This window comes from Brumicola pallidula DSM 14239 = ACAM 615 (assembly GCF_000428905.1).
In the GTDB taxonomy this organism is placed as follows: Bacteria; Pseudomonadota; Gammaproteobacteria; order Enterobacterales; family Alteromonadaceae; genus Glaciecola; species Glaciecola pallidula.
In genome coordinates, this window is record NZ_KE386814.1 from 389,213 (window position 1) to 403,565 (window position 14,353).

Annotated in this window: 10 protein-coding genes and 1 pseudogene; 5 read left to right on the top strand and 6 right to left on the bottom strand. The window is 42.1% G+C overall.

What is annotated here, in order from left to right:
- Window positions 1–243: 243 nt before the first annotated feature.
- A complete protein-coding gene (locus G399_RS0112595) occupies window positions 244–849 on the bottom strand; it encodes a PEP-CTERM sorting domain-containing protein (RefSeq protein WP_006012937.1) in 606 nt (201 codons plus the stop codon).
- 618 nt (window positions 850–1,467) lie between these two features.
- On the opposite strand from G399_RS0112595, the pseudogene G399_RS23000 reads away from it, so the two are divergent.
- Both G399_RS23000 and G399_RS0112600 read left to right on the top strand, forming a co-directional pair.
- Window positions 1,468–2,175: pseudogene (locus tag G399_RS23000) on the top strand (IS6 family transposase).
- Window positions 2,176–2,526: 351 nt separating this feature from the next.
- Window positions 2,527–3,246 carry a hypothetical protein gene (locus G399_RS0112600; protein WP_006012941.1) on the top strand — a complete coding sequence of 240 codons (720 nt, stop codon included), beginning with the start codon at window positions 2,527–2,529 and terminating at the stop codon, window positions 3,244–3,246.
- Between the two features lie 650 nt (window positions 3,247–3,896).
- Here G399_RS0112600 and G399_RS22360 read toward each other — a convergent pair.
- Window positions 3,897–4,163 (bottom strand): Lrp/AsnC ligand binding domain-containing protein, encoded by a 267-nt coding sequence (locus G399_RS22360; RefSeq protein ID WP_081585824.1) that lies wholly within the window; start codon window positions 4,161–4,163, stop codon window positions 3,897–3,899.
- A gap of 1,175 nt (window positions 4,164–5,338) precedes the next feature.
- On the opposite strand from G399_RS22360, the gene ovoA reads away from it, so the two are divergent.
- Window positions 5,339–7,501, top strand: coding sequence for a 5-histidylcysteine sulfoxide synthase (gene ovoA / locus G399_RS0112625; protein ID WP_006012946.1), 2,163 nt, complete (start codon window positions 5,339–5,341; stop codon window positions 7,499–7,501).
- On the opposite strand, the gene G399_RS0112630 is transcribed toward ovoA, so the two are convergent.
- Window positions 7,473–8,621, bottom strand: a complete 1,149-nt coding sequence (locus G399_RS0112630; RefSeq protein WP_006012949.1) for an ADP-ribosylglycohydrolase family protein — start codon at window positions 8,619–8,621, stop codon at window positions 7,473–7,475. The genes ovoA and G399_RS0112630 overlap by 29 nt on opposite strands.
- A 268-nt stretch (window positions 8,622–8,889) precedes the next feature.
- Between G399_RS0112630 and nhaC the strand changes: the two genes are divergently transcribed.
- Window positions 8,890–10,302, top strand: coding sequence for a Na+/H+ antiporter NhaC (nhaC, locus tag G399_RS0112635; protein WP_006012951.1), 1,413 nt, complete (start codon window positions 8,890–8,892; stop codon window positions 10,300–10,302).
- A 57-nt stretch (window positions 10,303–10,359) separates the two neighbouring features.
- Here nhaC and G399_RS22045 read toward each other — a convergent pair whose 3' ends face one another.
- The 3 genes from G399_RS22045 to G399_RS0112650 form a co-directional block, all read right to left on the bottom strand.
- Window positions 10,360–10,527, bottom strand: a complete 168-nt coding sequence (locus tag G399_RS22045) for a hypothetical protein (protein ID WP_154658920.1) — start codon at window positions 10,525–10,527, stop codon at window positions 10,360–10,362.
- Window positions 10,528–10,581: 54 nt separating this feature from the next.
- On the bottom strand, window positions 10,582–10,761 hold the full coding sequence (locus G399_RS0112645; RefSeq protein WP_148277437.1) for a hypothetical protein: 180 nt from the start codon (window positions 10,759–10,761) through the stop codon (window positions 10,582–10,584).
- 235 nt (window positions 10,762–10,996) lie between these two features.
- Window positions 10,997–11,884 carry a LysR family transcriptional regulator gene (locus G399_RS0112650; protein WP_006012957.1) on the bottom strand — a complete coding sequence of 296 codons (888 nt, stop codon included), beginning with the start codon at window positions 11,882–11,884 and terminating at the stop codon, window positions 10,997–10,999.
- 134 nt (window positions 11,885–12,018) lie between these two features.
- Between G399_RS0112650 and metE the strand changes: the two genes are divergently transcribed.
- Window positions 12,019–14,310: a 5-methyltetrahydropteroyltriglutamate--homocysteine S-methyltransferase gene (metE, locus tag G399_RS0112655; RefSeq protein WP_006012960.1), complete on the top strand. Its 2,292-nt coding sequence runs from the start codon at window positions 12,019–12,021 to the stop codon at window positions 14,308–14,310.
- The last annotated feature ends 43 nt before the right edge of the window (window positions 14,311–14,353 follow it).

Below are 14,353 nucleotides of genomic sequence, written 5' to 3' on the forward strand. Positions count from 1 at the left end.
TAATGGCAAAGGCATAAAAAGCGTGTGTCGCAGGTTCGTAGAGATGTGCCTACGCTGCCTTAGCATTGATGCAACAGTTAGATAGCCTTAAATATGCGCAACCCCTAGCCTTACTAAATGCGCAGATTAAGGCATTTGAGGATAGAGTCGCTTTGCGGCTGCGTGCAGATATCAAATAATAAAGCCCGCGTTGCGCGGGCTTTATTAAGTATCTTAAACCTTCGTATCTTAAAGGATTATTACTTAAGCTTTCTTTTTACGACTAATCATTAATCCAACAAGCCCTAAACCTAGCAAAGCTAATGAACCAGAAACTGGAACGTTGTAAGAGCCTGAATATAATGCACCTGCAACACTTCCACCGGTCTGGTAAACATCAATTCGCACAGTGTGCCAAGCATTGACACCCCAACTACCGCTTACTGAACCATTCTCATTTGGTTCACAACCAATAGAACCAATAGCGCAAGTGCCCTGAGATAAATTTTCACTTATAACTAGCAGGCCATCAACATAAACTGATGCAGTATCATCCGCCCAAATATCTAAACTAAAGGCATTACCCCAGAACATTTCAGTGATAGTCATATATGGTGTCGTGTTTGAACTAGGAATTGTTATGCCACCAATACCTGAATCAAGCGACGAAACCCAAACTGCACCATTACCAAAAGGATTATTGGTTTGCCACGCACTATGAGGAGTAATGTTTACTAAAGTACAGGTACTCGTATATTGATTGGTTGTACATACGCCGTTGCCTGCTCCAGATACAATCAAAGTTGCAGACGCTGTGCCCGCTAATACAAGAGCTGTAACAGCGAGTAATGTTTTAATAATTCTGTTCATATTTATTCCTTAATCACTAATGCGTAAATTTTACGCCTAAACCACCATATGAATTGACCGCAAATCAATCGCCAAGTGAGTATTAATTAATCACCTACTAACTTTATGCAAATAACAGTCCATAATTATTTTCCTATTATTTACAATAAGATACGGTTGTGGCAATAAAACACTCGCTAAAGTTGTATAAAATCTAGACACCTGAACTTAAGAGGGCTGAATCTAAATAATCAGAATAAATAGCTATATTCAGGCACACTTCAAGCCTGCTTTAATGAAACTTTAGTACTGCTGTGCCGTATTTATTTAGCTTCACAATTTAAACACCCAAAACGTTTAAAATATCAGAGAGAAAGAGCTGTAGAGGCAAAAGACGCAGATACAAAAGCCAATAGCAACACAATCGCAATGGCCTAAAATATGACCATGCTGCAGGGTTCTCGTTATCAGAATTTTGATAAGGAAAATATGAACTTAATCTTAATGCGTCCAGACGAGCATTATCTGTAAAAAATACTGACGCTCGTTTTTACCGATTTTCTTAGTTCAAGTCTATTATGTATATAGCAGGTAGTGTCAAGTTATCGCAGACCCCAGTAACTGTCAGATAATTCGGATATGAAAAATACTAAAGTGTACGCGAGTTATCGCTACCCATCTCAGGTCATTAGTCACGCAGTTTGGCTTTACCATCGATTTACACTTAGCTTCAAAGATATTGAAGAGTTATTGGCTGCCAGAGGGATCATTGTAAGTTACGAAACGGTGAGAAATTGGTGCCTTAAGTTTGGTAACTAATATTGTAGCCGAATTAGGAAAAAGCGCGGTCAACTGGGTGATATGTGGTACTTGGATGAGGTATTTATTAACATAAATGGTGTTTTGCATTACCTTTGACGTGCCGTCGATCAAGATGGCGATGAGCTAGATATTATCGTTCAAAAACGTCGTAAAAAAAAGGCAGCCATGAAGTTCTTCAAAAAATTATTGAAGGACCAGTAGGCAGCGCCATTAAAAATGGTCACCGATAAAATGCGAAGTTATTCGGCTGCGAAAAGAGAAATCATGCCCAGCGTTGAGTATTCAACCGAACAATACGAAAACAACCGCTGTGAATTGTCTCATCAGCCGACTAGACAACAAGAACGCCAAATGCGGCGATTTACATCACAAGGCCGAGCTCAACGGTTTCTATCGTGTCAAGGGGTTGTCAATAAACTCTTCAGGCTTGGCCGCCATCTAATGAAGGCAAAGAATTATAGAATGCTCCGAGAACGAGCATTTAATGAATGGACTAGGGTGAGTTGCGTCCAGAATTTGGTTTAAGTGACTGAGAACCAGTTTTTATCACGCATATTCGATAAGTTGACAATGCTCAGCCACTGCAACTTTTGTCTACAATAAATATGTCAGGTTTTTTTACACTTACAGGTATAACAGGATTTGCGTTTTTTCAGATATCTTACCCAGCCTCGGCTTGCCAGTCTGGCGCAAAATGTGCTTAATGTTTAATAACGTTTGTTTCTAGTTATGCAAGGTAAATAATTTATCTTCGTCTAACGAGTTTTAGCAAGATTCTTTCGAGCGAAACATTAGCTTTAGGATAAGTGATAGGAACCAAACGAAGAGATTCGAAGAATGGTATGTATTTTTAACAACTTAAATCGAGATAATTAGATGATAAGAATTAGTAAATTAGCGTTTATGTTAGCAGCATTGGTGTTTGCAGGCCAGGCTTCAGCGACGGTGATAACGTACACGAGTCAATCGAGCTGGCTGGCGGCGCTCAGTGGTGCGGCAGTTACGACAGAAACTTTCGACGGTGCGTCTTCGAGCTTTGACGAAAACACAAGCGACAACATTATTGGAACTAATTTAACGTTGGACTTAATTGGCGGCACAAATGATACCGGCCCAACTGGACTGACCGGGTCAGGACAATTGGAGTTTGAGGTCGACTCATCTTCGATTTCATCAGGCCAAGGTCTAGAGATTAATATCAAATCGACTGTATTCTACGGATTTGCGCTTTTGAATCTGACCGCTAATGAGTCATCCGATCCTATGGTAAATCTTCATGAAATTGCTATTATAATAGATGGTTTTGGATTCCTATTAAGCGACATACTTGGCCTGACTTCTCCCTCAGACTTAAGTTCTGACGACGCCATAGCGCCATTCATTGGCTTTATTTCGACAGTTGAGATTAGTTCATTCAAGTTTGTTCATGGTGATGCCATTCGTAATGTTACCGGTAGCTATGAGAATTTTTGGCTCGACGGTCTGAGTATTGCACGTTCTATGCCGAATCCTATGCCTGCTTCTGCTCCCGCCACTCTTGCCATATTTGGTATTGGACTTGCGCGACTCGGATGGTCAAGGCGCAAGAAGGCCTAGACAAAACGCCAAAGGTCAAAGCCCACTGCGGTGGGTTTTTTATTACCAATACCTAATCGATTTACTCGCCATTCATATTTTCAGTTCGATGCACTTTTAGTGAGACTTTCACCGTCAGCCCTATTTCGAGCTGCTTTTGCCACAGAATGTGAATAGTGACTATATGTCTTTACGATACGCTTACGTTAATTAAACTCTCTAACCCCGGAAAAAACATCAAATTTCGCATTTCTTAATAGTATTAGCATTTTGGCTGTCTCTGTACTCTCTTTAAAAACAGACTCACAAAAATCCCAATTGAACAAGTCGAAGTTATCCAGTGCGAGGGCTCTAGCTTGTGTCGATAATAATATAGGATCAGGAACGTTTGCCAATTTGTGTAAATGCTCAGCCGCTTGCTCATAAAAATCTCACGCATTTAGACCTTTTATCTCAAGTTTTGCTTTCTTTGGCTTATTGTCATCTTGCGTATTTTGAGAGTAAGCATTAGCCCAAAAAATTGCACAAATACCCATCTTGTAAGCTTCGTATTCTCGTCTGCATGTTTCAGATAAAACCGAAATGACTGACTGTTTTCACCGAAATGCGCACTCGTCTAAAAATTACAGTTGGAGGCTTTCTTGTAAAATTACTTAGAAAGAAAAATAACGCTAGTTGGGAACTTCTAGGCTCACCTTTGTTCTTTCCGTGACAACTGACGTGCGAAATCGCCTCACGTTTGGATCATTAGTGAATAGCGTATATCTTAAATCTTCAAAGTCTTCCATATCACGTGCAGTACAAATCAATGTGAAATCCCCGTCTCCTGTTACAAAATAACACTGCTGAACTCTCTCTTCTTTAAACACCATAAGCCGAAACGCGTCTAATTTCCTCACACTTTGGCGCTCTAGTTCAACTAAAATGACAAATGACAAATGACATTTTATGACCTAGTGGATTAGGATTTAATACCGCTATTTCCTTATCAATTATATTTAGCTCACGTAACTGTTTTAACCGGCGTTGCAAAGAGGGAATGGATAAATTGCATACGGCTGGTAATTTCTCCAAACACAACGTGGCATCTTTCTGCATATGTGACTGTTGCAATATCTGAATTAAGGACTTTACTGAGAAACCAATGCAATTTGGAAAGAATTAAAGTCCATGGAAAAGGATATCAGATGGCGAATAAGAGTGGAGCAATCTTTGGATAATAAAAATTCCTTCAATATCTATCAAACACGATGGTAGACAATATAATATTTACCCTAGAGTCAAGTTAATTACCGACTGTCTGTCGAGTAAGCACATTATATATGAGCTGTTATGCCTCGTTATGGAAGATTTGATATAGCAATGCCCGGTGCGTTGTTTTAATGACTTAGACAGTCGAGAAATTTATATAATTTATCGTCGCATACTGGAAAATATAATAAAGCAAACAATGGCAGCGGTTTCACTTAATATGAGTATTAATTTTTTAGAAACAAATTACGTTAATATGCTTTTATCCGAATTTGGTGGTGATACGTTGGTTCTGTAGCTGGCAGAAAGTAGCCCTCTGGAATCAATAATCGAAGTTCAAGACAGATTAGATGAAATAAGGAAAGGTTCTAGGGTACGTATTTGGTTAGATGCCTTTGGAACTGAGCGTTCAAATTTTGATTTAATGAATGTGATGAATTTTGATGCAGTCGAAATGTCCAAAGAGCTTTTTTGGGATCTGCATGAGAATGACAAGATTTTATTAAAACATATGGTGAAATGATAAAAAGAAAAGCGAATATTGTAGTACAAGAAGGCGTTGACATAGTTGAAAACTATATTTTTTGTAAAGAGCAGCAGTGCTTAATGCAAGGCTACTTTTTTTAATGAAATCAAAAATAGTTGTTTACAGCTGTGTGGCGACAATAAAGATTAACCTGAGTTAAATGGTGGTCAACGGTAAATTAAAAATGGTAAGGTTTGTCGGGAAGTTGAAAAAAAGTTTCCCTTTATCTTGTACGGTTTTATGCCAAATATAGCCAATATAAAATAAAAGGTTGAACCGTCATGCGGTAAATGACCGTAGTAGTGTAGACTAAAAACTAAAGGATCGTGTTCGACGATGACATTACTTATAAAAAACGCTCAAGAATTATCCAAACGAACCGCAACGTTTGGTAGTTCACTAGCGTTACGCAGAACACCAGAGCTATGCAGTGGCGCTGAAGACGACAAGCGCAAAGAAATAGCCCTTTATTTCACCAACACATTTGATACCTATACTCAACTTTTTGATTGTTTGGCTGATGACGCCGCTTTCTACCAAAAGTCTACACCCTTGCGCCACCCACTTATTTTCTATTTCGGGCATACTGCTACGTTCTTTATCAACAAGTTTTTATTGGCAAAACTGATATCTGAACGAATTGACCCTCACATGGAGTCAGTGTTTGCCGTGGGCGTTGACGAAATGAGCTGGGACGACTTAGGCGAAGAGAATTACGACTGGCCAAGCGTTGTAGAGGTAAGAGACTATCGCGCCAAAGTGCGAGCTAGAGTATTGCACTTGATTGATACCTTAGACCTTACTTTGCCGATTAATTGGAAAAGTCCTTGGTGGCCAGTGGTCATGGGTATTGAGCACGAGCGTATTCATCTTGAAACATCCTCGGTTCTGATCCGTCAGCACGCACTTGCCAATGTCCGCCAGCAGCCACAATGGCCGGCTTGCAAAGACAGCGGTGAGGCGCCGAAAAACAAGTTAATTACCGTACCTGCGGGCTTGCTTCGCTTAGGCAAAAATTTTGATGATGCCTACTTCGGCTGGGACAACGAATACGGTCAACATGAGGCTGAGGTAGCTGAATTCAAAGCAAGTCAGTATTTAGTGAGTAACCAAGAGTTCCTAGAGTTTGTTGAAGCCGGTGGTTATGAACACAATCGATTCTGGAGTGAAGATGGTCTTTCATGGCGACAGTTTACCGAGGCCAAGCACCCCAATTTTTGGCGTTGGCACGACGGTTGGCGACTACGCCTGATGACCGAAGAAATTGACATGGCGTGGGACTGGCCTGCTGAAGTTAACTATCATGAAGCTAAGGCGTTTTGTGAGTGGAAAGCCGAGCAAACCGGACGACTTATTCGTATGCCTACGGAAGATGAGTGGCATAGATTGTGCGCACAAGCAGGCGTTGAAGAAATTAACAACGAGTCGGCGAATGCTAATTTGCATATTGATCATTACGCCTCTTGCTGTCCCGTCACTCATTATCAACACGGCGAATGGTTTGATGTTGTGGGCAATGTTTGGCAGTGGACTGAAACGCCAATATATCCATTTGACAAGTTCAAAGTGCACCCTCTTTATGATGATTTCACCACGCCTACTTTTGACGGTAAGCACAACCTGATCAAAGGCGGTTCTTGGGCATCTAGTGGCAATGAAACTAGACTCTCTGCGCGGTATGCGTTTAGGCAGCATTTCCCCCAGCACGCCGGGTTTCGTTATATTGCCTCCGACGCCGAACCTGTCGATCCGAATGCGTATTACGAAAGCAATCGATTATTGTCGGAGTATGCAGAATTTCACTTCGGTGAGCAGTGGTATGGCGTAGAAAATTTCCCGAAAGCACTCGCCGATATTGCGCTCGAGGCAAGAAAAGGAAAACCCACGGGTAGGGCGTTGGACCTAGGCTGTGCCTGTGGTCGAGCAAGCTTTGAGTTGGCCCGACAGTTTGAACATGTAGACGGTATCGACTTCTCAGCTAACTTTACGCGTTTAGGCGCTAAAATGGCGGAGCAAGGAGCGGTTCGTTATGCGCTAACAGAAGAAGGCGAATTGGTTAGTTACCATACTCGCACATTAAAACACTTGGGTCTGGATGCTTACGCAGACCGAGTTTCCTTTCACCAAGGAGATGCTTGTAACCTCAAGCCGCAATTTACGGGTTATGATTTAGTCTTAGCGGCCAATTTGATTGACCGACTATATCAGCCAAAGCGCTTTCTCAAAGATATTACGCAGCGCATCAATGATGGCGGCTTACTAATTATTGCATCGCCGTACACTTGGCTAGAGGAGCATACGCCGAAGGAAGAGTGGATAGGCGGGTTTAAGAAGGACGGGGAGAACTACACAACTTTGGATGGCCTGAAAGATGAACTTTCAAGCCACTTCAAACTAGTGGGTGAACCGCGCAAAGTGCCGTTCGTTATTCGTGAAACTCAGCATAAGTTTCAGCATACCTTGTCTGAACTTACTGTGTGGGAGCGCTTGCCGCGCTAATCAGGGCGTCAATCTCTTGAGTAATTACTTTGTGGTCAGCCAGTTGTTCAAACCAGCTGGCGGCCACAGAATCAGTTTGTAGTCCCAACAGCGTTCCTAGCACCATACCTCTGTGCACGTTGTCGCCACCTAGATTGGTGTTCACCCGAAGTGCCCGCCAAGGATCATCTTGATATTTATAAGCTAAGTAAAGCACAACAGGCCAAGAGTCCGAAATATAGCATGCGCGTGAAAACAAATGCCCGACAACTTGGTGGTCTGGTAAGTTGCGCTTGAGCAGACTGTCTAAATCGAGTCCTGAATTGCTCTTACTTGCTTCTCTCAAGAGTGCTCTAACACCTGCCTCATCTGGTCCTTGCATCAGGCCACAGAGTAGTTGAACGTAGCGATCACATACCTGCATCAAGGATTCGTCTGGATGCGTTAATGCAAGATGCTGGCGACATGCAACTTGTATATCTGCTTCACTGCCCCCCTTAAGTCGTTCTGAAAACACCAATGGCGCTATTGTCACCAAGCCGCCAATAGACGCTGTATCATGTGTTTTCATCGCGCACTTCTCTGGTTTACGACCGAGTGCTAAGTTGGCAAAAAATCCGCGATGATACGATTCCGCATAGGTATCGGGGTGCTTTGGTGGTTGCGCTGTCATAAAGTCAATGTAGGCGCTAACAAACTCCTGTCGATTGTAATGTTCAGGCGTGTGACTCAGCGTGCGCATTAAAAGCCTCGTGCAGTGTGCGTTTAGGGTGTTTTCGCCGGCCTGCATTCCTTGATGATAATGTACGTTGGGAGTGTCCCAGAATTGCGCCTTGTCCTGTAAAATAATGTCGCCTACCACTTGAGTTGAATGATCTTGAGATGCGTTATTTTTAGACGAATAGCCGGAAGTTGAGGCCTCTTTTGATTGCCGGCCGCCTTTGCGTTTTGAATGCAAAGACATAATTGAAGATGGATGGAATTCAGGCGCGGCCTCAAACCGCTGAATGCCGCCAATAAAATCGCGTTCTATTTCGAGGGGCTGATAGTACCAATGCACCGGCATGGCAAGAGAATCAGCAATAAATGATGTTTTAAGCGCAGAGTCGACGCGCGATGACTGAGAAGACCGATGGTTCATGTTATTGCCTCTAAGACCTAATAAGACCTAATATCACCTAATAGCATAACGAGCTCGCATACAAATCAACCACATTAATTTATATTACGACCACGCTCTTTTCTTCGGTGTGGATTGTAATTAAAAGTGCAAGTAAAGCACTTAAGCTAATGCTTTATTCAAGGCAGCTCTTCTTTTAGATCAAATAAGCGCCAGCTTAATAAATTTGGCTTTGTGAACTGCAAAGCTATGCTATAATTTTACCACTTGTTTTATGCACTGTGTCCCCATGTCAGAAATTACAGCTGTGTTGCCGCGTTCCCCACGTTTTTTTCAGTCTTTTGTTTGTTTTAGCGTTATTGTCATGACCATCGCCGGCGGGCTTTTTGCTTTTGGTATTAGTCTGCATGCACTCATGTTTTTATGTCTTTTATGGACCGGGCTTCATGCCTACAGTCTTGGCTATAATTATTTACAAATTCGTGATCTGATGACGAGTGCGCTCTCTAGGGCAATGCCTGCAATCTATATCTTTATCTTGATTGGAATGGTGATATCAAGCTTCATGCACAGTGGGACCATCGCCACCCTGATGTACTATGGTCTCAGTTTGCTTAGTCCGAGTTTGTTTTTAGCTGCAGGGTTGCTGCTTTGCGCTTTGATGTCTGTCGCTACCGGAACTTCTTGGGGCACAGTTGGTACCTTAGGCGTTGTTTTTATCGGTATCGGTTCCGCCATGAATATTCCTTTGCCGTTAGTCGCCGGCATGATTGTGTGCGGTGCTACTTTTGGCGATAAAATGTCGCCTATTTCAGATACCACTAATCTAGCGGCCATGAGTGCTGGCACTGATCTTTATCGACATATTTATTCGATGCTGTTCACTACGCTCCCTGCCTTTATTCTTACTTTTGTGATATTTCTGTTTATCGGATTTAGCTATGCCGATAAAAGTCTAGCACTAGACGCAGTAACATCCATTCAAAGTGCGCTTGCTAGCAATTACAGCCTTACGCCACTGATCACCTTATTGCCGCTAATTTTGCTAGCAACCTTGAGTATTCGAAAAGTGCCAGCAGAGGTGACAATGTCATGCAGTATTGTGCTTGCAGTGTTGATAGCGGTCATCTATCAAGGAGCCAATCCGGTGTCTGTGCTAAATGCGTTGTGGGAGAACAAACCTGAATCTACGGGTATTCCAAACTTAGATGCCTTATTGGGACGCGGCGGTATTAGCAGCATGAGTTGGACCTTGCTGCTTGCGCTAATGGCTATCGCGTTAGGTGGGATCTTGCATGGGGCAGGCTTTCTTACTGCACTACTAGCTGGCATTATCGCTAAAGTGAAACGCACAGCCACACTTGTTGCCACCACCATATTGACCGGTTTTTTAGGTAATGTTGCTATGGGAGAAGCTTACATTTCGATTATTCTAAGTTGCCAACTGTTTAAGCCCAAATATGAACAACAGCAATTAGATAACGCTGTTCTTTCGCGCTCAGTCGAGGAGGGTTCAACCATGACGACAGGCCTTATTCCATGGACAACTGCTGGGGCGTTCTATACCGCCACGCTAGGCGTCGACGTACTTGACTACTTACCGTATGCCTTTTTCAATTATCTCAATGCCATTGTTGCCGTTGCAATGGCGGCCGTTGGGGTTGGTCTCCTCAAATCGAAAACTAAGCCCTACGTTAACTGAGGGTTGGTCTCCTCAAATCGAAAACTAAGCCCTACGTTAACTGAGGATTGGTATCCTCTATTTCTGATGACTTAACCACTCATCTAATACAGTATAAAATTCTGGCGAGAAGGCTTTTTCTTGTTTCCACATTAGCTTTATTAAAAATGACAGGCCAGGTGATTGCTCATTAAAATGTTTAGCATCTAACATTCTTCTGTAATGCTCTAGCTGTCTCAATTTCACTGGAATGTGCCCCTTGTTTTAAAAACCTTACATGTGTGAGGAACCGGCTTTGCTTTAACCAATTGACTGCAAGCCCTGTTCTAATAATCGCTCCCATATCAGTGGGTAGTAGCCATCAGCGTCATAGTTTAAAGGACCATCTCCATGTACAAATAGAATGACGGCTTTTGGTTTACCCTTGTCAGGTAATAAATAATGACCCGAAATGGTATCTTCAGCATTTTGAAAAGTCACTCGTTTTGCCTCGGCTACATTAATCATCATTGAAGCCAAAACAAGTATCATTAAGAAACAGGGGGGCAATTTAATCATAGTATTTTTTAGCTAAACCTTTATGGCAGCGAAAAACCATTTTGCGAACAGTTGATAAGGCGTTACAAAGATAGCACACGTTTATGCAAATAGCTCAATCGAGCAAGCATGAAAAGCGCTCGGCGTTTAGTTACAAACGGCGTGGATGTTGTCCTAGTTAAAAACTAGTTTCTTTAGCCAACTGTTTAAATGACTGAATATAGGCAGGCATTTTGTCAGCATTGCGCGTACCAAGATAAATTGACTTCATCATTTTAGTTTTGCCTAGCGACACTCCTTTAATATCCAAGTCTTTTTGGAACACTTCTACTAGCCACCTAGGCAAAGCCGCTACCCCTCTATTGGCCGCTACCATTTGCAACATTATTTCAGTTGTTTCGATTATCTTATGGCGTTTAACACTTGCGCCAGCGGGCGTTAAAAATCGACTAAAGATGTCCAATCTAGTTTGTTCTACTGGGTAGGTAATTAATACTTGGTTAGCGATATCGCTTGGCACTACGTATTCTTTATGTGACAGAACTGACTTACCACACACTGCTAGTACATGCTCATAATCAAATACGGCTTGATACGAAATCGCATTATGCTGCAGCGGATCGGGCGTTATAATCATATCAATATCGTATTCTAACAACGCGCCTAATGCGCCAAATTGAAACTGTTGCTTAACATCTATATCGATATCAGGAAAGTTTTGCATAAACGGTTGAACCACCTTTAACAACCATTGGTAACAAGGATGGCATTCCATGCCAATGCGCAAAATACCCCTATCTCCTTTGGCTATTTGTTGCAGTTGTAATTCAGTATGCTCAAATTGCGGCATTATCCTATTAGCAAAGCCTAATAGTAATTCACCCGCTTGGGTTAACCTTACCCGCCGGCCCTCTTTGTTCCATACCTTGACATCAAATTGTTTTTCTAATTTTTTAATAGCATGACTTAAGGCTGATTGAGTCAGAAATAAATCAGCTGCTGCTCCTGTTACTGTGCCCTTTAAGGAAATCGCTTTTAATATTTGTAAGTGCTGACGTTCAAGCATGATATGTCCTTTCCGAGGTGTTAAACATGTCTATTGATGCATGAATATATTTCATAGTTTGATGAAAATAAACCATTATTTTTTATTTTTACCAGCGAGTAGACTCAGTTCAACTTAATTATTTGGACGTATAGATGGCTAAAATACATAATCTTGGATTCCCTAGGATTGGCAAACATAGAGAATTAAAACGCGCACTTGAGGCTTATTGGAACACTGATATCGAGCAGCAAGAATTTACTAAACAAATTACACAAGTGAGAGAACAACATTACAGCGCATTTGATCTTCTAGACTACGCACAAGTGGGTGACTTTTCGTTATATGACCATGTACTAGATGCCAGTTTCTTATTTGGTAATGTGCCGGACCGCGCAAAAGTAGACAATACCGTAGAAAATGATGTTGACGCTTATTTTCGCATTGCTCGTGGTCGCGCTAAGCAAAACGACTGCTGTGCCACTCATGCCGGTGAAATGACTAAATGGTTTGACACTAACTATCATTACATCGTGCCTGAATTTTCAAGTAGTACTACATTTATGCTCAACTGCGAGTCATTAATATCAGAAATACGCACGGTTAGATCCAGAGGGTTTGAGGTAAAACCGGTTGTTATCGGACCATTAACCTATTTGTATTTAGGCAAAGCTATCGACAATAGCAATAAACTGGAGTTATTAGAGCCTCTCCTAAAAGAATACAAATTACTATTGCAAACGCTAGCAAAACAGGGCGTGGAGTGGGTACAAATAGATGAGCCTGCGCTGGTCACTGAGCTTAGCGATGAATGGCAATTCGCGTATAAGTACGCCTTTGAGTACTTAAATGACAGCGGCGTTAAATTACTGCTGACTACTTACTTTGGTGACCTAGCAAAAAATCTTAAATTAGCCTGCGCGCTGCCGGTAGCCGGTGTTCATATTGATGCTATACGCGCACCGCATGAAGTTGAGATATTGGCTGCTAAGCTAAATGCTAACCAGGTTTTATCGGTAGGCATAGTGGATGGTCGCAATATATGGCGCACCGATTTAAATCGCGCTTTGGCATTGCTTAAGCCTATCGCTGAGATTAAGGGTAACAACCTTTGGTTAGCCCCCGCTTGCTCTTTATTGCATTGCCCTGTTGACGTCACCATAGAGCAAAATATATTGGCTGAAATCCGGCCTTGGTTAGCATTTGCGGAGCAAAAACTGGAAGAACTTGAAATACTCAAAAAAGCACTAACAAATACGCCATCGAACAGTGTTTTCGAGGCTTTACAAAACAATCAAAACATAATAGCTGCTCGCAAAGCGTCAACCTTAGCTACCAACTTTAGTGTTCAACAAGCACTTTCACAGATACAACAAAGTTGGTTAACACGATCCGATCCTTATAAGGTGCGCATAAACGCTCAACAAGCACTGTTAAATTTACCGCGTTTTCCTACAACCACCATCGGTTCGTTTCCGCAAACTGCAGAAATACGTAAAACTCGGCGTGAATTTATTAATGGTGATATTACCGACGTTACTTATGAAAATGCCTTAAAAGCGCAGATAGCCAACTGCATACAGCAACAAGAGTCGTTAGGGCTAGACGTGTTAGTGCATGGTGAATCTGAACGCAATGACATGGTTGAATATTTTGCAGCATTTTTGAATGGCGCGCTGACCACTCAATTCGGATGGGTGCAAAGTTATGGTTCACGTTGTGTTAAGCCGCCGGTTATTTATGGTGATATCAGCAGAGCTAGCAGCATGACTATTCAGTGGACACAATACGCACAATCGCTTACCCAAAAGCCAGTAAAAGGGATGCTTACCGGCCCTGTGACTATTCTTAACTGGTCATTTGTGAGAGATGATCAAGCTCGGTCACTCACTACTAAACAAATTGCACTCGCGGTGCGAGACGAAGTCATTGAGCTAGAATCAATTGGCACTAAGATTATACAAATTGATGAAGCTGCATTGAGAGAAGGCTTACCCCTCAAAAAGTCTGAATGGCAAACATACCTTAATTGGGCCGTAGATTCGTTTAAGCTTTGCTCTAGCTCTGTGGCAAGCACGACGCAAATACACACGCATATGTGTTATTCACAGTTTAACGATATCTTACCTGATATTCAACGCATGGACGCCGACGTCATCACCATTGAAACGTCACGATCGAATATGAAATTACTCGATGCGTTTACTCAGTTTAACTACAACAACGATATCGGTCCGGGAGTTTATGATATTCACAGCCAAAACATTCCCACGACCGAGGCCATAAAAGCACTTATACTAACGGCATCAGAGAAAGTACCGGCACAGCAACTTTGGATAAATCCAGATTGTGGCTTAAAAACACGTGAGTGGAAGGAGGTAATACCGGCATTACGTAATTTGGTGGAAGCGGCTAAACAATTGCGAGTTGATCACTTAAGCGCTTAGTTAGCAGACCTAATAGTCTCGACGCTCTGGACATGCCAAATTA